Here is a 21,857-nt window from a genome sequence, read left to right as displayed (position 1 = left end):
ATAGCCCTACTACAGTTTATTTAATTACACCTTTTCGTGTTTAATTAAATCAGCTGCTTTTTCAGCAATCGCAATTACCGGTGCATTTGTGTTGCCGGTAATAATGGTAGGCATAATCGACGCATCGACTACGCGTAAGTTACTTACCCCGTGTACTCGCAAATTAGTATCCACCACTGCCATTGAGTCCTGCCCCATTTTACATGTCCCGACTGGGTGATATTCGGTATCTGCAGTTTGGCGTATAAACTCAATTAGCTGATCATCATTATTTATATCAAGCGGATAGAGCATTTTACCGCGTATGTTATCAAAAGCTTTGCTTTGCATAATAGTGAGTGTTTTTCTAAGGCCTGCAAGCATTACAGTTAAATCATCTGGATGGCTTAAGTAATTAGGGTCAATAAGTGGAGCACTACGTGGGTTGTTATCAGCTAATGTAATAGTACCTCGGCTTTTGGGGCGCATAATACTGCTGTGTATACTGTAACCATGCCCAGTGTGTAATTTACGACTATGATCGTCCACCAGCCCAATTACAAATTCTAGCTGCACATCGGGCGCTGGCGAGCCTTCAAATAATTTAATAAACGCGTGCGACTCTGCAAAGTTACTGGTTAATCGCCCTTGTCGTTTACTAAACCAGTTAACACAGCCTTTTATAATGCTGGCAATGCCTAGCGGGCTTATACCAAATGTGCCTTTATTTGTTTTTGATTTATAAAGTGGCACTACTGTTAAGTGATCCTGTAAATTAGCGCCAACACCTTCAAGTACGTGCTGAACCTTAATGTTATGTGCACTTAAATGCTCTTTTGGGCCAATACCTGAAAGCATTAATATTTGAGGCGAATTAATAGCGCCAGCACTAAGTATTACCTCTTTTTTAGCACGTAAATTAATAACCTCTTTATTACGCTCTATTTGCACGCCTTGCGCTATCTTATTGGTTATATTTATTTTATTAACGTGGCTATGGGTTAATACCGTTAAATTGGGGCGGTTTAAATGCGGTGTTAAATATGCTTTTGCTGCACTACAACGCTCGCCATTGTGTTGAGTTACCTGCGATAGACGTGCGCCGCTTTGCTCTTTGCCATTTATATCGTCGCTTAAATTAACGCCCTGCTCAGCACAGGCATTTAAAAAATACTGGTTTACATCGCTTGGGTTATTTAGCTCTTGTACATGTAGCAGACCCTTTGTCCCGTGCAGCTCATTATTTATAAACGCTTTATTGTTCTCAGCTTTAATAAAGTACGGAAGTAAACTCTCAAAATCCCATCCCGTGTTGCCATTAGCCGCCCATTGGTCGTAGTCGTACTTATTACCTCTTATGTAAACCATTGCATTAGTCGAGCTAGACCCACCCAGTACTTTGCCACGCGGCACAAACCCACAACGGTTATTAAGCTCTTTTTGTGGCACCGTATTGTAATGCCAGCTATTTATGCCATAAGGCACACTCGCTGCTATGCCTGCTGGCATTTGCACAAATACACTGTTATCACTGCCGCCAGCTTCAATTAAGCACACACTTACATTTTTACCCTCAGACAATCGCGATGCCATAACGCAGCCGCCACTACCTGCGCCAATCACAATGTAATCAAATGTTGTATTGTTCATGGTGTACCTTAATAAAAGTTTTAAACGGCTTTAACAGTAATAGTGCATAGAAAAACTCAACAAAACTTGATATTTTTAGACATCGTTTATTTGAGGTTAACCATGAGCAGCCTAATCAGAGCCACGTCATTACAAGGTATAGATACCCTAATTAGCGAATTTGGCGGCGATCCGCATGAAATAATGCGAAACTGTAATATTAATAACGTTGACTTTAAAAATCTCGATAACCAATATTTACCTTATCGAGATTACGCTGAGCTATTAGAATACTGTGCTTGTAAGTTCAATTGTTCTAGTTTTGGCCTTAAGCTCGCAAGTAGACAAAATTTTGATATTTTAGGACATATTGCAATAGCAGCTAAAAGTAGTACTAATTTAGGTGATGCACTTAATTGGGTTATTAAATACCTTCACTTGCACAGCCCTGCACTTAGCTTAAACTCGCACCCTTTAGAGAATGATAAAAGCTTGTTTTTATCATTCGAAATTAATTTAAAACCATTACCGAACATTAACCAAGTGATTGAGCTAACCATTGGTTTAGCATTGGCTGTTATTAAAAAGCTGAGTAATAACCGCTGCAAACCAATTAATATATTTTTGCCAAAAAAATTAAGTACTAATACTCGTGCCTATAACACTTACTTTGGTTGTAACGTTATAGAGCATCGCAACAGCGCTGGTATTGTAATCTCAAAAAGTGATTTAACTCTTGAGCTTGATCACCCTGAACTAAATAAAGTACAAGCAGCGCTAAGCTTCTTGGCAAAAAACAAAGAACACACACAACCATTACCCAACCAAGTTAGTGCACTAATTAGGCCTATGCTTCCTATTTATCAATGTAGTAACCAAACTATTTCAGCTGCGCTGGGTATGCACCCGCGTACTCTGCATCGAGAACTTATCAAACATAATACGAGCTTTGTAAAACTTAAAGATGCCACTCGTCGCGCTTTAGCTGCACACTATTTAGCGCAAAACCAATTTACAATATCAACCATATCTGAGCTTTTAGGGTATCAGGAGCAAGCAACACTAAGTGTTAATGTTAAACGCTGGTTTGGTTGCTCTCCTAGGGCGTGTCGAACTTTGTGGATTGAAATTTGTTCAATCTAGGGGCGATTTAATCGCGGCGCGAGGTTTGTAACCTAGTGGGCTAAGTAAAAATCGAGCAACAAAGAGTCAATCGTCCCTAGAAAGAACCCATAGGGCAGCGCATGTTTGGCCTTTATGCTGCGTTATCGCCTATTTATGGGGAATAACCACACTACATAGGCTCTGCCTTGCCTAAAAACCAAACATACTGCTGTAAATTCAACCACCAAAGATCAACACGCCCTAAAGCATATAGGACTAAAAAAATGTTAAACTAAACGCTCTTATTATTTTTTATTTAAGCTAAGGAGTGAGCATGAACTTTGTTATTGTTGGCACCAATTTTATTAGCGACACACTGTTAGCCGCTGCAAATACGTTAAACGATTTTAATTTATATGGTGTTTGCTCGCGCGCAGTATCAAGCGGCGAAGCATTTTTAGCCAAACACCCACAAAATGCACAAGCAAAAATTTTCACCTCAATCGAGCAAGTATGCCAAGATCAAAATGTTGATGCTGTCTACATAGCCGCCCCTAACAGCTTACACAAACAATATGCCGTTATGTGCCTAGAAGCGGGTAAACATGTCCTTGGCGAAAAACCATCAGCAGCCAATTCTAAAGAGCTTGCAAGCATTATAGCTACAGCAAAAAAACATCAGCGCCTTTACATGGAAGCCATGATGACCACTCACTTGCCTAACTTTGCACGGCTGCAACAGGCAATGGTAAAAATTGGCACACCACGTAAATATATTGGCCAGTACAGTCAATATTCATCGCGTTACGATAAATATAAAAATGGCGAGCGTCCAAATACGTTTTTACCCGAGTTTGCTAATGGTGCTTTAGTTGATTTAGGGATTTACCCACTGTATTTATTAATTGCACTTTGGGGAGCACCGCAAAGCGTAAGTGCCAGTGGCGTATTACTTGATACAGGTGTTGATGGTGCGGGGGATGTATTACTAAACTACGCAGATAAACAAGCCGTTATTAGCTACTCTAAAATATCGCAAGGCGACAACATAACCGAAATACAAGGCGAACTTGGACGCATACGTATAGAAGCTGTATCGCAACTTAAAAAGGTGGTGTTTATTGCTAATAATGGTGAGGTAGAGGTTATATCCCAGCCGTTTGATGAGCACTTTATGAAATACGAAGTTGAACATTTTATGGCGTTAGTGAAGCAAAATATCCTTGAGTCACCCGTTAATACGCACATTTTAGCCAGTAACGTAATGAGCGTACTTGATGAAGCGCGCAAACAGCTTGGGGTTGTGTACCCTAACGACTAACTAAATAAAATATGGGCGTTAACCAACGACAGTTAACGCCCAGAAGAAAGCTTAAATAGCTCTCGTACAACGACACATTTTATAAAACACATTTAAAAATAGCGATCCCCATCCATGGGCAATCAAATACTTCTACAACAAACTTAACACTAACAACCCAAATTCGGTTTATTACCAATATTTATTATTCAATAACCTTAAAACTAACCTAACACATAAAAACATTACCAATCAAGCTAGCCAATTGCATTATTTTAAACTAAATTGGTAATACAAGAATACAACCATTGGTGTATAGTGGTTTTTAACCATAACATCGCGTTAGAATTTTGACATAATAGTGAATTTTGAGGTAACCTCTGGTATTAACAGTTGGTTTTGACTTTTAGGCCCCAGAGGCCATTATTCCTTAAGGTAATGAAGGTAAAGTATGGGTAATCGTCGCTTATTTTGGCGCATAGTTGATAAAATTGAGTCTTTAATAAATCAAGGCGAATTTTCTGCTGGGAGTCGTTTACCACCTGAACGTGAACTTGCAGAAATGTTTGATGTAAGTCGCCCTACCATTAGAGAAGCTATTATCGCATTAGAAGTACGTGGCCGAGTTGAAGTTAAAACCGGCTCTGGTGTTTACGTAGTAGAACAAAAAAATGCATCTATAAAATCAAAAGAGATCAGTGCATTTGAACTTACTCAAGCTCGCGCATTAATTGAAGGCGAAATTGCCGCTTTAGCTGCTCAAAGCATTACAGAAGAAGAACTAGAGCAACTAAATAAAACATTAATTGCCATGGAGAAAGGCCTTTATGTTGAGCAAGCCGACCGTGAGTTTCATGAAATTATAGCTAGAGCAACGCGCAATAAAGCACTTGAATTTGCAGTGTCTAACTTGTGGGATTTACGTTTAACAAACCCACAAATTGTTGCTGACTATGGCAGTGTGTGTAAAAACAATAACGAGTGCGTTATGGACGAACACACCGCTATTTATACAGCCCTAAAGTCGCATGATGCAAATGCAGCGCGCAGTGCAATGCACAAACATTTTAACCGCTTAATTAATGCTTTATTTGATGCCGTAGAATCGCGCGCACTTGAAGAAATTAAACGCAAAAATGATGAAAAACGAGGCCTCTACTCGCTTGATGGCTTAGTTAATAAAAGTGCCCACTAAGGCATCTTAACCAACTGATTAAAGTTAGCAAACGCCTGTTTGCTAACTTTACCTCTTACTTTATTTACCCGCCCTATTTAATATACTTTTAATTGCGCTATTTTTGGTCGCAAACACTTACCTATAAATTTAAAAAAAGATACTATGCCGCCATTAATATCGGGCGGGTTTAGCTTTTATACTCCCTGCATTACATAACTAATTGATAGAGTTACTCAACTCAAGGATTAAAATGCAAGCATCTTCAAAAAGTTATTTACTGGCTATAGTGTGTGTACTGCTTGCTATGATGACCATTCAAACGGGCGCGTCATTTGCAAAGCAGCTTTTTCCTATTGTTGGCCCTGAAGGTACAACTGCCCTTAGGCTTGGTTTTTCTGCCTTTATACTTTGCTTAGTGTTTAAACCTTGGAAACACTTACCTACTTCTGGTAATCGTATTCCTATAATTGTGTATGGTTTAAGTTTAGGCGGCATGAACATTTTGTTTTATTACGCCATTGAACGCATTCCACTAGGCATTGGTGTAGCGCTTGAATTTACAGGCCCGCTTGCTGTTGCCTTATTTTCATCACGCCGCAAACGTGACTTATTTTGGGTTGCGTGTGCTATTGCCGGTATTTTACTTCTGCTTCCTGATATGAGCGGCCAAGACAGCCTTGATCCATTGGGTGTAGCGCTTGCGCTTGGTGCCGGTGCATGTTGGGCAGGTTATATATTATTTGGTAAAAAAACGGGCACACAAAGCTCTGGTGGAGCAACTGTTGCGTTGGGTATGACCGTTGCCGCTATAGTGCTAGTACCATACGGCGGCATTATGCAAAGCGCCGCGTTTACGTGGGAAATTATCCCACTGGGTATTGGTATTGCTATTTTATCAAGCGCACTGCCTTACACACTTGAAATGGTTGCACTGCGTAACATGCCTTCACAAGGGTTTAGCGTAATGATGAGCTTAGAGCCTGCAATAGCTTCGCTCGCAGGGTTTATTATACTGGGTGAATTGCTTACTTTATGGCAGTGGCTCGCTATTTTACTTGTAATTATTGCATCTGTTGGTAGCTCGTTTTCAAACGCAAAAAAACAGACTACTTAATTAACTACCAAATAACCTAAATAAAGTCACCACGTAACATGGTGACTTTATTGTGTTGTATCCGGTAACTTTTTAACTCACAGCCTTACTTTGCTTTTTAGTTGTAACCAAATAGCCAATCAACGAAATAAGCGGCATGCCCGTAGCAACCAGTGCAATACCTGTCCACCCGCCCGCTTCATATAATGGGCTGGCAATAAGCGAGCCTACTGCGCCACCTACAAATATACTCGTCATGTAAATAGCGTTTAAACGCGCACGGCTTTGTGGCTCTAGTGCGTACACTGCACGTTGACCCAATACCATATTGGCCTGCACAGCAAAATCAATAAACACACCGGTTAATGCCAATACTATAATGCCGTAAGGTAGCTCAAATAAGCTTGGTAAAAAGCACACTGCTGCAATTACTTTGGCCAGTAACGATAACTGATGCGTATAGCCTTTATCTGCCAAGCGACCAACAATGGGGGCAGCTACAGCACCTGCCGCACCCACTAATGCAAACAATGCTATTTCTGATTGCGATAAACCATACTCACGGGCAAGCACAACCGGTACGCTCGTCCAAAATAAACTGAACGATGCAAACATTAATGCTTGAAAAAGTGAACGTTGGCGCAGCACTGGTTGGCTTATCATTAACTGTTTAAGCGATTTTAATAACTTAAAATACGTTGTTTTATGGGTAGGTTGCCTGCTTGGAATAGCAAAATAAATTACGCCTGCAATAAACACCATACACCCTGCTGCAAAGTAAAATACAGCACGCCAACCAAAGTGATCGGCTATTAAACTCGATATAGGTCTTGCCAGCAAAATACCTAGCAAGAGACCCGCCATAATATTGCCAAGAACCTGTCCGCGCTTCTCGTCAGACGATAAATGCGCAGCAAGCGGAATAAGCACCTGAACAGAAACCGAGCTCATACCTATCATTAAACATAAAATAAGCATTACATTAGGTGAATCAGCAAGTGCCGTACCCACTAAACTCAAAAACGACACAGCTAAAGTAATCAGCATTAAACGCTTATTTTCAATTAAGTCAGCTAATGGCACTAAAAAAAACAACCCCAAAGCGTAGCCTATTTGTGTAAGCGATACGATAAGGCTAGCACTGTGCGCACTTAATCCAACTTCTGGGGCAAGCAACTCAATAATAGGTTGAGCGTAGTAAATATTGGCAACAATAAGACCGCAACACAAAGCAATAATAGTAACGAGTGTATTGCTAAGTGGTTGCGCTGAAACGCCTGGTTGGGTCATGTGTGTCTCTACTTTATAAAAATAATAAAACCCAACCAGCAAACGCGGGTTGGGTTTTTACAAAAAGCTTCGTTTTACTTAATTGGTGATGGCTGCCCATGTGGGCTTGAGCGTAAATACTGTTTAGGTGCAGTTACTGTAGCGCCAAGCTCTGCAGCTGCATGCCACGGCCAATGCGGGTTATATAAAATGCCACGCGCCAGCGCTACACCATCGGCTTGCTGCTCACTAATAATATCCTCGGCTTGTTGCGCCTGTGTAATTAAACCCACCGCTATAACAGGCATTTTAACCGCTTCTTTGATGGCTGTTGCAAACGGTACCTGAAAATTAGGTTTTACTGGTATTTGTTGCTCAGGGCTTAGGCCCGCCGTACTTACATGAATAAAATCACAACCGAGTTCATCAAGCGCTTTACTAAGCACTATCGATTGATCTAAATCCCAGCCACCTTCAACCCAATCGGTTGCCGAAATACGCACACCTACCGCTTTATTACTGGGGAATACCGCTCTTACCGCTTTAAACACATCAAGCAATAAGCGCATTCTGTTTTCTAGATTGCCACCGTAGTTGTCATCTCGCTTATTTGAAAGTGGCGACAAAAATTGATGCAACAGGTAACCGTGCGCACCATGTAGCTCGATTAAATCAAGGCCGAGTTCATCAGCGCGTTTAGCTGCACTGACAAAATCTTTAATTAATGAGTCTATGTCGTCTTGGCTCATTGCTTTTGGCACTGGGCTGCTATCGTCGTACGCAACTGCCGAAGGTGCCACGGTTTGCCAGCCATTAACGTCATCAGGTGCAATGGCATCGCCACCGTCCCATGGTTTTTCAGTTGATGCTTTGCGCCCAGCATGCGCTAACTGAATACCAATAGGCATAGGGCTGTATTGCCTTACTGCTTTTAGGCTTTTGCCTAGTGCTTGTTGGGTTTCGTTATTCCAAAGCCCTAAATCGCCGTAGCTAATACGCCCTTCTGGGTTTACTGCTGTTGCTTCTAAAATTAGCAATCCTGCACCACTTAAACTCAATTGGCCCAAATGAATAGTGTGCCAATCGCTAGCAGCGCCATTGTTTGCTGAGTACTGGCACATTGGTGCAATAATAATACGGTTATCTAACGTTACTTGCCCAAGTGATAAAGGCGAAAATAGTTGGCTCATTGTTAATCCTTAAAAACACGCACAAAAAAGTGCGGACAAAATAAAAAAGAGAATACGAAGCGGCAATCAAACACGCTCACTCAATAACTTACACAGTTACTTATAAATACGACTACCACTCTTAATGGGGATAAAAACATACTTTAATAGTGCTGATAAAAGCATAACTAATGACATTATAAACTATCAATTTTAATGTAATAATTTGTTTAACGAGCACGTCATAAAGCCATCTTTAAAAAATGAATGACTATTTACCTTTAAACAAGGGTGTGATTTTCAACCTAACTGTACCTAATAGCACTAAGCTATTGCTTGTATTGCCTATTAACTAAATAAAAACCCTACACACCAACCATATTTATTCTACAAAAGTGAATTAAAATTCAATTTAAATATTCCAAGCTACTTCACTCCCTGATAAACTGCTTAACTTAATTTACTAATGTAAAACATTTGAACTGGGGATCACTTTTTATGTTTAAACCAAGCTTGTTAACCTTGGCTATTTCGAGCGCTGTTTCTAGCGTATTTTTATTGCCTAATGCCGCACTTGCTCAAGAAGAAGTTGCAGCTAAAAACAAATCACTCGAAGTAATCGAAGTTACAGCAACAAGGCGCAGCGGCTCTGTGCAAAATGCACCGCTAAATATTACAGCCCTTGATGCAGATATTATGAAAGATCAAAATATCAATGAGCTTGCGGATGTAGCACGCTGGGTACCTGGTTTAACAATTACCGATCAAGGTGGCCGCTCAGGCTCGCCTATTATTGTTCGTGGTTTAAATACAAACTCGTCTGGTCCATCATCAGATGGCGGCACAGTATCTACTTATATAAACGAAATTCCAGTTTCGGTAGATATGCGCCTAGTAGATATTGAGCGTGTTGAAGTATTAATTGGGCCACAAGGCACCCTTTATGGTGCAGGCACATTGGGCGGTGCAATTCGCTACATGCTTAAACAGCCTGAGCTTGATTTTACATCGCTTGAAGTTTACGGCGACCTATTTCAAACAAAAGAAAGTGACTCTTTAGGTGGCGAAGGCGGTTTTATATTTAACCTTCCTATTATCGAAGATAAATTAGCAGTTCGCGCCAGCTTAAATGTATATGAAGACCCTGGTTTTATCGATTACGGCTACGTAGTACGCGAGCCAGGCGTATCACTGCCAGATCCAGATTGGAGCGATAGCTCAGCAGTTAATAACAACCTTAAAAATGTAAAAGACGCCAACGGCGAAACCACCACTACTGGTCGTATTTCTGTTCGCTTTAAACCAAATGAATCGTTTGAAGGTACGCTTAACTACTTTTACCAAAACCAAGACAGCGAAGGCCGCTCGATTGTTCATTACAACAGCCTTAATCCAAACAACGGTTTAAGCGACGTAATAGGTAAATACGAATCAGCTTATCGCTTTGAAGAGCCTCGCGAGAAAAAAGATCAATTACTAAGCCTTGAGCTAAAAGCCGACCTAGGTTTTGCAGAGCTAGTATCGGCAACCGGTATTTCAAGCTTTGATGCCGACGGTCAACGCGACCAAACAGACTTACTTATTCGTCTTGATTACGGTTATGAAGAGTTTCCTTCGTTTTCAACGTTTACCCGTGAAATTGACGAAGAAGATACCTTCACTCAAGAAATTCGCTTAGTGTCGCAAGGCGACAGCGACTTTAACTGGATTGTGGGTGGCTTTTACAACAAAATTGAAACCGAAGGTTCAAGTAAAGAGTTTACCCCAGGCTTTGGCGACTTTGCAGTTGAAAACTTTGGTGCAGATCAATCTCGTCCTGATGAACTTGAATACTTTTCTATAGACCGTACAGAAATAACTGAATCAGCATTATTTGGTGAAGTTGGCTATAAAGTAACTGATAAGCTTGATGTTACTCTTGGGCTACGCTTATATAAATACGATGTAGAATCAGAATCTGCAGTGGACTTTCCATTATTTAATACACTATTTGATGGTGCAGGACCAAATGATATATCACTAAATTTTGAAAAAAATGAAGCAAGCGATAACGGCAACTTATTTAAGTTTAATGCTAAATACCAATTTACTGATTCAGTTATGGGTTATGTAACGGTAAGTGAAGGCTTTAGAATCGGTGGTTCAAATGGTTTAGCTCCGTGCCCTGATCCATTACCAGCTAATCAAGCCGGTTGTGGTAACCCTGATGAAATGCTGTATGACGCAGATACAACAACCAACTACGAGCTAGGATTCAAAAGTACATGGTTTAGAAGCCAACTACACTTTAACGCTGCGTTATTTAACGTAGATTGGGATGATGCACAAATTTCAGGTGCTACCGAAGTAGGACAATTGCCGTACCTTTCAAACGCCGGCAGCGCTAATGCAAAAGGGGTTGAAGTATCAACTCGCGCGATCTTATCTGACTCATTTTCACTGTACGCAACCTACGCTTATACAAAAGCAGAACTAACATCAAACGCACCATTTTTGTTTAACGCCGATGGTACCGATGGCGCAGAAGACGGCGACCGTTTACCAGGCTCACCTGAAAATCAATTTTCGATGGGTGTAAACTATCAAACAGACGTGTTTAACGACAAAACGCTTGATATTAACTACGGTTTAACTGCGCAAAGCGACGTGCTTTCAAGAGTAGGGCTTCGTGACAACGGCGAAACACTACCAGGTTACAGCTTAAGTAATATATCAGCTAAATTAACAGCTGATGCATGGTCAACTACCCTATATGTTGATAACCTATTCAACAAATACGCGGTTACATCCGTTCGTCGTTCAGATGCCGATATAACATCAGCAAATGGTGCCGACATACAACGTAACTACGGCCATTACATTAATCGCCCGCTTACGGTAGGTGTTAAATTTAACTACAAATTTGAAATATAATTTAAGCGACTTTTAAACAGTCTCACTTTTTAAATACTGTTTTAAGGCTCAAATTTATTTGAGCCTTTTTATTTTCTTTTACAAAATAATAATTACCAAAACCATGCAGCCAAATTTAAAGCAACTTCATCAAAGCGCAATACACTCCCTAAACCAAGGTAAAATAGAGCAAGCACACAAAGCCCTAGTGGAGTTAGTTACACTCAAACCTGATTTTGCTGATGGGTATTTTTTGCTGGCAATGGTTAATTTAACTGTTGGGCAAATACACAAAGCAATAAAGCTCATCGAAAAAGCCCTCACCCTTGGCAAAAGTATTGAATATACCGCGCAACTTGCTAAATGTTACGCACTTACTGGCGAATTACAAAAAGCAAAAAATACCGCACTATCGGTGCCATTAAAGCAAATAACTAAAGCACTTGATGCCGACACACTCGGCGTTGCACTTACTCAAGCAGGCATTCACGAACACGCACTTAACTACTTTGAGTGCGCTATTAAACTGGCTACAGCAGCTAACAAAGCTCAACCACCGTTTTATTATAACTACGGCGTAAGCGCTAAATTTTTAGGACTATTTGATAAAGCCCAACACGCTTTTGAAAATGCCATAGCGCTTAACCCGCTGCACCATCAAAGTCATTTTGCATTAAGTGATTTAACTAAAGTAAGTAAGCAAAACAATCATATTGAGCGCTTAAAAAATGTATTTGAGCAAGTAACACACCCCGATGCAAAACTGCATATTGGCCATGCTTTAGCAAAAGAATATCAAGACCTTGGTGAGTTTTCAGAGGCTTTTAACGCGTTAGAGCAAGGTAAAGTAGCAAAACGAGCTGTGCAGCCGTTTGATCATAAAAGCTCAACTGAGTTATTTGAACATATTAAACTCTTAAGTGAGCAGCACACACAAGCGCTAACACAAGGTAACCCAACGGCCGAACCTATTTTTGTATTAGGCATGCCCCGCTCTGGCACCACATTAGTTGAGCGTATTTTATCGAGCCACAGCGACGTGCTGTCAGCCGGTGAATTACAAGACTTTGGCCTAAGTGTTAAAAAGCTAAGCCAAACGCAAACACCGCATGTACTCGACACTCAAACACTCAGTAAAGCCTACGAGCTTGATTTTAATCAGCTTGGGTCAACCTATTTAAACGCAACACGCGTAATAACAGGCAGCCATAAGCACTTTATTGATAAGCTCCCGTTTAACTTTTTTTATATCGACTTAATAACCAAAGCACTGCCAAACGCTAAAATTATTTGTATGCTGCGCGACCCTATGGACACCTGTATTGGCAACTATCGCCAGTTATTCACCATTAATAACCCCTACTACGCGTACTCGTTCGATTTACTCGACACCGCTAAATTTTACAGCCGTTTTTACAAACTAATGCAGCACTTTAGTACCCTGCACAGCAATATAAAATTAGTAAAATACGAACAATTAGTCGCACAGCCCGAGCAGCAAATAAAAAAGTTAATCAGCTTTTGTAACTTAGATTGGCAAGCACAATGTATAGATTTTCACTTAAACACCGCACCAGTTTCTACTGCAAGTAAAATGCAAGTACGCCAACCACTTAACAATAAAGCAATTGGGCGTTGGAAGGCATTTAAGCCACATACAGATAAAGCAGTGGAGTACCTTTTAAAGCAAGGTATTAGTATTGAATAAACGCTTTATTTTACCGGTGAGAGACGCCAAATAAGCGGCTTTGTGTAAGTGTAGGTCGGATAAGCGAAGCGCCATCCGACACATTAAAATATCTTGCCAATTATTATCAACATTTTATGTTGTCGAGTGGTCGGAGAGTGGCCATAAGCGGACCTTCATTATTCAGTCAATTCAAGAGGAAAAGACCAGGTTATACATACAGGTACTGCCCCAGTATGAAACGTTCACTTTCGGGCAATTAAACCGTGTATTGATGTTTACACAACTCACATTTTTACCCAACGTGATGGCCACTTTGTCTCGTCTAAGACCGCAGCGGGACAAGAGATACGCGCCAATTTTATTTGACTATTAACACTGGGCAACCCGCTTTATTGGCGATCGTTTCTGCAACGTTAACATTCAAAAAATGAGAAAGTCCGGTTCTTCCATGACTGGCAATTACCACCATGCCTATATCACCGCTATTAGTCTCATCTAAAATCTCATTAATGGCATCACCATGTCGAATAACCGTTTCAATCTTTAAATCAGTATTCAACTGACCTAATAGCTCGTGCATTTTACTCGCCGCAGCGTCTTCCATATTTTTAGCTAACTCTTGGGGAGTTATCGCAAGGATCATATAATTCTCATTATCTGAAGGCTGATCAACAATGTGTAAAATACGAATGCCTACTTGATATAAATTCGCCATTTCAATGGCATATTGCAAAGCATGTGATGCAGTATCAGAAAAATCCGTAGGCCATAAAATATTACCTGTGCGCATATTATTCTCCTTCACAATCTAAAGTCATATTTTTCAATGATATTACCAACTCCATAAGAATGGACTCGGCTCCATCTCAGCAAGTTAAGTGTAGTGAGTATTAAAGGGTTATCTATTGATTACGATCAATAAATAACAATTAGGCACTAAAAGTAACAATACCTCATCAATTTATGCTTCTTGATTTGGCTGTGATTGCGGGGTTTATTAATCTGGTTATCGTTGTTGTTTCTTTTGTAAGATAATCAATATTTGGAATAATTGGGGCTGACAGTCAGTTTTTCGCTCACAGTTGGACTTCACAAAAGTGCCAATAACAGCCATTAGTTAGTCTGATAATAAAAACTGCTATCAGAAAATTTTTGAACAATATCGAATTCCAAACCTATATGGCTATAATCACCAGAAGCTGGAATAGTTGATTCATGGTTAATTACGATTCCCCAATGGTTATCGCTTATACCTCCAAAGATTATGTTGAGACTCTCTTCGTTTACTCTCGTGATTGCAGCAACATTATACTTAGCCATCACCTCTCTCAGAGCCTTGGTAACTTCAGATAATGCCAACATTTTGGGAGCTTCTTCAGGCTTGGATAGCTTATAGTCACCTGACGGGATGAATCCTGCTTGTTTGGATGGGTAGTAGGTAATAAGCTGCGTTGGACTATAAAACGTGTTATTTATGCGAAAAACATATGGTGCCGTTTGCTGGACAATATAAAGATTTGTATTTTGTCTCAACATTTCAACTTCACTCTTTGAATCCACTAAAAACTGCTTTATCAGCTCAATTCGTTCTTTTTTACATTTTTGCTCCTTGCATATTGAGATGCTTGGCAAATTAGAAAGTTGCTTCTTATTAATATTCAGGAACCTACTTCCTAATACCCCAAAATTAAAATTTGTAAAGGCTTGCTTGTCATTATTATTGACGATTTTCGTTGGGCGAACATCCAACAGACTAAATGGAAAGAATGAAGGAAGGTATGCTAGCTGTTTATCCGTTTGAGGAAGCATCTTGTCCGCATGTTTAAGCAGCTCTCTGTACTCGCTATCAATGTCTTCGTTGAAATAGGATGGCATATTTCCATAAGCAGACGTCGCAATGATTAAACTGCAACACAATAAAAAAGTTCTCATCATTTGTTATTTCAAATCCCTATAAAATAAAGAGTCATTATAATGGTACAGCATAATATTATTCAACAATGAAGATTAGCTCAATGTCCCTAATTCGCTCTTTGTCGAAGTTCGGCTCAGTGCCAAGAGCAGCTGTTGATAACCTTAGCCTATTTTTCATAATTCTAATTTAACAAGTGCATCTTGCTCACCTTGATATAAATACACTGGGACGATTTCATGTTTCCCATTATTTTCTCTAAGCTGAAAGTAATTTTCAGTACACTCATAAGAGTACGAGTTGTTTTCCCGGGGTATAATTTTTAGTTTATTCTCACCTTCATATTGAGAATAAAGTGTACCTTTTTCGAACGAAATGTTTAAAATTTTCGAATCGGAAGAACGATAACTTCCAACTAAAGATGCTGCTAGAGCCTTTGCTTTTTGACTATTTACTTGCTTAGGGGATAAATTTAGTTGTAGTGCTATCATGTCTAATAAAGCGGGGCCGGGGTGTTTTGTGTCGATGTTGGTTAAAGCTGTAGCGGTTAAATCTTCATTTGGGAAGTAGACATGCCATGAAAAAAAACCGGGAACCTGACCTTGGTGGCTAAAGCTATCTAATCCACTTATTTTGTATATATCTAAGCCATATCCATAATTCACATGCGCATTATTATTTAATAATGCCTTGGAGGTCATTAGTTCATAGTTTTCTTTTGAAATTACATGCCCTGACTTCAATGCATTTTGCCAAAGGTGCATATCAGCAAGTGTAGAAGCAATAGCCCCAGCAGAATAGATCCAACTACGATCAACATTCCATTGCCTTTCAGTTGAATCTTCCGGATCAATATACTTTTTAGGCTCATTACGAGTAGTAGTGTAGCCGTTTACTTTCCCAGCAGATGTTCCTTTAGTAATAACAAAAGTATTATCCATTTTCAGAGGTTTAAAAAATGTGTTTGACATGAACTGGTCATATGGAGTGTCAGAAGCAATTTCAATGACTTTTCCTAGAAAGACGTAACCCAAATTTGAATAACTATATTTTTTACCCGGCTCAGAGTTAAGAGGTTGTTTACTTATACTTTGTATAACTTGATCAATAGAAGCATATTTATCATAAATTTTACTGACTGAAGGATCCCCTAAGTAATCTGGCAGACCAGAAGTATGGCTTAAAATTCTATCAATCGTTAAATACCTAAACTCAGGGTTAATATCAGGAATAAATTGCGCTAATGTATCTTGTAATGATAGCTTTTTTTCTTCCGATAGTTTCAAGATCGCTGCAGCAGTAAATGTTTTCGTGACAGAACCTATTTGAAATATATCATCTACATTGAGGGGTCTCTCAGTATCAATATTTGCCAAACCAACCGCACCACTATAAATATGTTTACCTGACTGTTCTAATCTAACAACCATGCCAGGAGCTTCTGAAGAGTTATGGCACTGCATTAATTCAGCAAAATTGTGCTGTTGTGCAACAGCTTTTATTCCATACAACCCTACACAAAGACAAAAAAATATATTTTTTCCCATAAACTATGTTCCCTTAATCATTTAATAAATCTGTAAATAAAAAACAGAATGATTACACTTGTAATCAATGATATTACATATAGTAGCTGCTTGCAATTTAATAAAGAAAACCAATATTCAATAGCTTATTTAATTTTTTAATGAAGGTATATTTGCTTATAATGGCCAAGTGAATATAACAGCTTTATCAGAGGTCATTTATACCTTAACGTGGTAGCGTTCTTATCTTAGTATTTTCTATTAATAGTAAAAGGGTAAGTTAATTAAGAGTGTTATTAGAAGCGGAGGTTGTTTTTATATAAAAACTAAAAAAAACTTCTTTTATCATATTATTTAGATGGTACGAGTTAAATCAACTAGCCACTCAATGTCTATTTTATCGGGGTCAGATCAACCCCCTGCTTAGTGCCAAATTCGGACAGTGGTAACGCCGCAATATCGAGAGTATTAAGCATGCCTAAAATTAGCGAAAAATGCGCGCTGGCCAATTTTTAGACGTCATATTCATGATTACCCTTGTTATTTACTCGTACTACAATCTAAACTTTGTAAATATTGATTTGGCAACCCAAAGCACAATGGAGTAAATAAGCACCATAGCAAAAAGCATTCCCGACAACCCTAAAATAACAACATGAGTTGGAATTTCCTGTAAGGGTTTATTAACGTCAACGCCTAATACATCTCCCGTATAGTGTACTAAATACACGAATGAAAAAGTGGCTAAAAAAACTAGAAATGTATATAGAAAATAGCGAATTATTTTAGCTTTGAAATTCGGTGCCGAATCAAACCTGTAGTTAAACTTATTCAAGTATTTCCGAATCCCTCTAGGGCATATAATAGCTTGTTGAACAACATGTTGGTGGTTTATAACACACCCAAACGGCGTAAATCATACTCTGATAATTTCATCAATAATTACCTTTGTAAACATGTTATTGAAATAGTGCTAATTCAAAGCTTGTTATTTTGCATCAAAATGGCGGTTAATAATGTTATCGGGCAAAATTAGGAACCTACTCATCAAAACAAGAATAACTTTAACTTTTTCAGTGTCCGGTTCTCGCTCTAAACCGACTAATGAATACATGCAATTTGCAGATACTCAATACTTTAAAAACCTTTGCTACATTATCAAGCTGAAGAGTAACTCCAACAGCACACTATTTTGCTATTATTGGAGCTTGTTATTCTGTTTTTAAAACCATACCTTTCGATTGGGCAAATATTACTAGCGCAAATACTATTTCGGTTATCCCGCCAATAAAGGCGCCGGTTACAAAATTGGCATTTAATACAATACACAGCATGCCAGAAAACATAAGCGAAGCACCTAAAATCCAGTACACTTTCATGCCATATAAAGTGTTGAAAACTAAATAGCGAACACCAATTATCATCAGCATTATTGAATAAAACCATTCAGCTTGAAGTTTTGCTACGTAAAACGCTAAAAACAAACCAACAAATAAAATAATAGTGCTTTCTAAGGCCAATTTACCTAATGGGTTTTTAGGGTCATGATTGCCAGAGCGTTTAAGCGCTTTTGAAAGTAACATGGCTAAAGGATGTATAAACATGCCACCAAAAAACAAAGTAAGCATACTTGATTGATTTGAATGCAGTAATGCGACAAAGCCAGCTATACACCAAACCAAGCCAGACACTAATACACCGGTTCCACCACCGAAGTATGCGAGGTTCATATTTTGTTGCGCATCTTCAAACTTCATAAAATCCTTAATTTTAGAAATATCCCTAATTTAATATTATTGCATCGTTATTAGTTACAAATCGTTACTCGAATACACACTTAAAATAGGGAATTTATAATCAGTAAACGAGACTGTTACCGATTGTGTTTCGTTACCTTTAAAACCAAGTTTAAATTCCATTGGCATGAATCGGCTGCCGTCAGCAAAAAGTGCAAGTAAGTGCTCCTCGCCTAATTCGCGATTGCCCGACGATAAGTTAGTTAGCGTTATAACAGCCCAGCGTTCGCCCTCTTCATTACTCATTAATACATAATTAACGATTTTAAAATCCCCTTTTTTAGGGGTTATGTTGCTATCGTTTGCAAACGATAAGTGCATGCTATTTGGTACTGCACGGTCAACATTTAGCGCTTTGATAGAGTCGGCTTGGGTTGCCCACGAAAGCACCAATAAAATGATCACTAAGGCTTTATTCACTGTTAGTTCCTTTTTATTACCTAGTAAAATACCTAGTAAATTACGTAACAAATTACATAACAATAACTGTTTAAATTATATTCGCATTCCATACCTATTATGTAAACAAACAATCATCGCAATTTTATCCAGCGCTTTGGCTGCGCCACTACAGACTAAGCGCTCATTCAGTGTGCTTGCGCTACTTTAAGGTAATAACGAGTGATAAGAGTAAATAATTCAAAGCTAACTTAAAGTAAAAAGCGCGATTAAACAGGAGTATAAACGTATGGCAAACACACATAAAAACTCAACAATGGATTTATCTGATCCCAGTAATAGCATTCAAGTAAGAGGGGCGCGCGTTCACAACTTGAAAAATGTAGACGTTGATTTACCTCGTAACGCATTGGTTGTTTTTACAGGAATATCGGGCTCTGGAAAATCGTCGCTTGCGTTTGGAACGCTGTTTGCTGAGTCGCAGCACCGTTATCTTGATTCAGTATCGCCTTACGCCCGTAGGTTAATAGATCAAGTTGATGAACCCGATGTTGATTCTATTGAAGGGCTACCGCCTGCCGTTGCTTTGCAGCAGCAACGCGGCGCACCGTCGGTTCGCTCATCAGTTGGCAGCATAACAACTATTTCTAACGCGCTACGTATGCTTTACTCTCGTGCTGGCGATTACCCAGCTGGGCAGAGTATTTTATATGCCGATGCGTTTTCGCCAAATACGCCACAAGGTGCGTGCCCAGAATGCTCAGGAATAGGCCGAGTGTTTGAAGTAACCGAAAAGCTACTTGTGCCAGATGATACAAAAACTATTCGCCAGCGCGCTATAGCCGCGTGGCCACCAGCATGGCAAGGTAAAAATTTAAGCCGTATTCTTACTTCCCTTGGTTATGACATAGACACACCTTGGAACAAACTTTCTAAAAAAGCACGCGATTGGATTTTATTTACCGACGAAACACCTACTGTGCCGGTATACCCAGATTACACCTATGAGCAAACACAAAATGCGATAAAAAATAACGAAGATCCAAGCTACATGGGAACTTTTTCAAGCGCTAAACGCTTTGTTTTACAGTCTTTTGCTACCACGCAAAGCCCGCGTACAAAAAAGCGCGTATCGCAGTTTATGCAAATATCGCAGTGCCCTACCTGCCAAGGTAAAAAATTAAAACAAGCATCGTTAAGTGTTAAATTTGCAGGGCTCGATATTGGCGAGCTATCTCAACTTACATTAAACGAGCTTGCTAAAAAGCTAAGTAACGCCGCTAATACCAAAGTAAATAAAAATACAAAAAATCCAGAGCAAGCCATTGTTACGCAGCGCATTGCCAGCGATATTCTTACCCGTATTGAAGCACTAACCATGCTTGGTTTGGGATACTTGTCGCTTGAGCGCACAACGCCAACGCTCTCACCTGGAGAGCTACAACGATTGCGACTTGCCACACAAATTCGCTCTAAATTATTTGGGGTGGTTTATGTATTAGATGAACCTTCAGCGGGTTTACACCCTGCCGACACACAAGCATTACTAAAAGCGCTTGATGAGCTAATAGCGGCTGGCAATTCTGTATTTGTTGTTGAACACGATGTTAGCGTTGTTAAACACGCCGATTGGATTGTTGATGTAGGCCCTGATGCAGGTGTGCATGGTGGCGAGATTATTTACAGCGGCCCTGTTGAAGGGTTAAAAAAAATAAAAAACTCGCACACCGGTCGTCACCTTTTTGCTAAAAACACCAGTCAAGAGTCTACTCAAAACAGCGCGCAAAAAAAGAAGCAAAGGCAGCCAAAAGCATGGTTAAAATTGGCTGATATTGAGCGTAACAACCTTAAAAAACTCAATGCAGAATTTCCACTGGGTGTTATGACAACCGTTACTGGGGTTTCGGGCTCTGGTAAATCAAGTCTAGTAAGCCAAGCGTTAGTAGAACTTGTTTACGAAGCACTTGGGCAAAAAATAATAACGGAAGCGCCAACCGACGAAGCCGACTTACTCGAACAGGAGCTGCAAACACACACCAGCGGAAAAATCATTGAAGGTATAAATAATATAAGCCGCCTAATTACCGTAAATCAAAAAGCGATTGGCCGTACCCCTCGATCAAACTTAGCTACCTATACGGGTTTGTTTGATCACGTGCGTAAACTATTTGCTTCAACTCAAAAAGCGAAAGAGCGCCGTTACGATGCCGGTCGCTTTTCGTTTAATGTTGCTAAAGGTCGCTGTAAAAACTGTGAGGGCGTTGGCTTTGTGAGTATTGAACTGCTGTTTTTACCTAGTGTTTATTCACCTTGCCAAGTGTGTCATGGCAAACGTTATAACGAGCAAACACTTGAGGTTACATATCGTGATAAAAACATCAGCGATATTCTCAATTTAACGGTTGAATCGGCGCATACCTTTTTTGAAAACGAACCTGCAATACTGCGAGCACTCGATGCACTTATGCAAGTAGGTCTTGGGTATTTACGTTTAGGGCAACCTGCCACTGAGCTTTCGGGCGGTGAAGCGCAGCGTATTAAATTAGCAACTGAGCTGCAACGTGCGCAGCGCGGTAACACCCTTTATATTCTTGATGAGCCAACTACAGGCCTGCATCCATCGGATGTATCAATGTTAATGGCGCAGTTAAATAAATTAGTAGATGCTGGCAATACCGTTATTATGGTTGAACACGATATGCAAGTAGCTCGCAATAGTGACTGGGTAATTGATGTAGGCCCTGGTGCTGGTGAAGAAGGCGGCTTAATTGTAGCGCAAGGTTCACCCGAAAAAGTGGCAAGCGTAAAGGCGAGTAAAACCGCACCATTTTTACTTAAATAGTTAATGGGTGACGCTTTTAGTTGTATAAAAGCGTCATCTATATATGGTAGTTAACGCTGAAAATAACGGCTTGAGATAGA

15 protein-coding genes are annotated in these 21,857 nt (G+C 39.7%); 7 read left to right on the top strand and 8 right to left on the bottom strand.

Annotated elements, in window-relative coordinates:
- Positions 1 to 24 precede the first annotated feature (24 nt).
- The gene (locus GQR39_RS10970; protein WP_165735629.1) at positions 25 to 1,629 is read right to left on the bottom strand and encodes a GMC family oxidoreductase N-terminal domain-containing protein; all 1,605 of its coding nucleotides are present in this window, start codon (positions 1,627 to 1,629) and stop codon (positions 25 to 27) included.
- A 102-nt stretch (positions 1,630 to 1,731) separates the two neighbouring features.
- On the opposite strand from GQR39_RS10970, the gene GQR39_RS10965 reads away from it, so the two are divergent.
- The 4 genes from GQR39_RS10965 to GQR39_RS10950 all read left to right on the top strand — a co-directional run bounded on the left by GQR39_RS10965 (position 1,732) and on the right by GQR39_RS10950 (position 6,303).
- Positions 1,732 to 2,751 carry an AraC family transcriptional regulator gene (locus tag GQR39_RS10965; RefSeq protein WP_165735628.1) on the top strand — a complete coding sequence of 340 codons (1,020 nt, stop codon included), beginning with the start codon at positions 1,732 to 1,734 and terminating at the stop codon, positions 2,749 to 2,751.
- Between the two features lie 295 nt (positions 2,752 to 3,046).
- A complete protein-coding gene (locus GQR39_RS10960; RefSeq protein ID WP_165735627.1) occupies positions 3,047 to 4,033 on the top strand; it encodes a Gfo/Idh/MocA family oxidoreductase in 987 nt (328 codons plus the stop codon).
- A gap of 430 nt (positions 4,034 to 4,463) precedes the next feature.
- A complete protein-coding gene (locus tag GQR39_RS10955) occupies positions 4,464 to 5,207 on the top strand; it encodes a FadR/GntR family transcriptional regulator (protein WP_002960591.1) in 744 nt (247 codons plus the stop codon).
- Between the two features lie 232 nt (positions 5,208 to 5,439).
- Complete coding sequence (locus GQR39_RS10950; protein WP_007581815.1) at positions 5,440 to 6,303, top strand: DMT family transporter; 864 nt, start codon at positions 5,440 to 5,442, stop codon at positions 6,301 to 6,303.
- A 72-nt stretch (positions 6,304 to 6,375) separates the two neighbouring features.
- Here GQR39_RS10950 and GQR39_RS10945 read toward each other — a convergent pair whose 3' ends face one another.
- Positions 6,376 to 7,572 carry an MFS transporter gene (locus GQR39_RS10945; RefSeq protein ID WP_165735626.1) on the bottom strand — a complete coding sequence of 399 codons (1,197 nt, stop codon included), beginning with the start codon at positions 7,570 to 7,572 and terminating at the stop codon, positions 6,376 to 6,378.
- 74 nt (positions 7,573 to 7,646) lie between these two features.
- A complete protein-coding gene (locus GQR39_RS10940) occupies positions 7,647 to 8,741 on the bottom strand; it encodes an NADH:flavin oxidoreductase/NADH oxidase (RefSeq protein WP_165735625.1) in 1,095 nt (364 codons plus the stop codon).
- Between the two features lie 477 nt (positions 8,742 to 9,218).
- Between GQR39_RS10940 and GQR39_RS10935 the strand changes: the two genes are divergently transcribed.
- Positions 9,219 to 11,633, top strand: coding sequence for a TonB-dependent receptor (locus tag GQR39_RS10935; protein ID WP_165735624.1), 2,415 nt, complete (start codon positions 9,219 to 9,221; stop codon positions 11,631 to 11,633).
- A gap of 103 nt (positions 11,634 to 11,736) precedes the next feature.
- The gene (locus tag GQR39_RS10930) at positions 11,737 to 13,320 is read left to right on the top strand and encodes a sulfotransferase (RefSeq protein ID WP_165735623.1); all 1,584 of its coding nucleotides are present in this window, start codon (positions 11,737 to 11,739) and stop codon (positions 13,318 to 13,320) included.
- A 340-nt stretch (positions 13,321 to 13,660) separates the two neighbouring features.
- Here the strand turns inward: GQR39_RS10930 and GQR39_RS10925 are convergent, their stop codons facing one another.
- The 5 genes from GQR39_RS10925 to GQR39_RS10905 form a co-directional block, all read right to left on the bottom strand.
- Positions 13,661 to 14,092: a universal stress protein gene (locus GQR39_RS10925; protein WP_165735622.1), complete on the bottom strand. Its 432-nt coding sequence runs from the start codon at positions 14,090 to 14,092 to the stop codon at positions 13,661 to 13,663.
- Positions 14,093 to 14,415: 323 nt separating this feature from the next.
- Positions 14,416 to 15,237, bottom strand: coding sequence for a hypothetical protein (locus GQR39_RS10920; RefSeq protein WP_240918200.1), 822 nt, complete (start codon positions 15,235 to 15,237; stop codon positions 14,416 to 14,418).
- Positions 15,238 to 15,390: 153 nt separating this feature from the next.
- Positions 15,391 to 16,761 carry a serine hydrolase domain-containing protein gene (locus GQR39_RS10915; RefSeq protein WP_165735621.1) on the bottom strand — a complete coding sequence of 457 codons (1,371 nt, stop codon included), beginning with the start codon at positions 16,759 to 16,761 and terminating at the stop codon, positions 15,391 to 15,393.
- Positions 16,762 to 17,951: 1,190 nt separating this feature from the next.
- On the bottom strand, positions 17,952 to 18,497 hold the full coding sequence (locus GQR39_RS10910) for a hypothetical protein (protein ID WP_165735620.1): 546 nt from the start codon (positions 18,495 to 18,497) through the stop codon (positions 17,952 to 17,954).
- Positions 18,498 to 18,551: 54 nt separating this feature from the next.
- Entirely contained in the window at positions 18,552 to 18,956 is a 405-nt protein-coding gene (locus GQR39_RS10905; RefSeq protein ID WP_165735619.1) for a hypothetical protein, read from the bottom strand.
- 268 nt (positions 18,957 to 19,224) lie between these two features.
- Here GQR39_RS10905 and uvrA point away from each other — a divergent pair, with 268 nt between their 5' ends.
- A complete protein-coding gene (gene uvrA, locus GQR39_RS10900) occupies positions 19,225 to 21,777 on the top strand; it encodes an excinuclease ABC subunit UvrA (RefSeq protein ID WP_165735618.1) in 2,553 nt (850 codons plus the stop codon).
- The last annotated feature ends 80 nt before the right edge of the window (positions 21,778 to 21,857 follow it).

Source organism: Pseudoalteromonas sp. C8 (genome assembly GCF_011378685.1).
GTDB lineage: Bacteria > Pseudomonadota > Gammaproteobacteria > Enterobacterales > Alteromonadaceae > Pseudoalteromonas > Pseudoalteromonas arctica.
The sequence above is the reverse complement of the archived record's forward strand: the minus strand, read 5'-3'. Positions and strand labels throughout refer to the sequence as shown.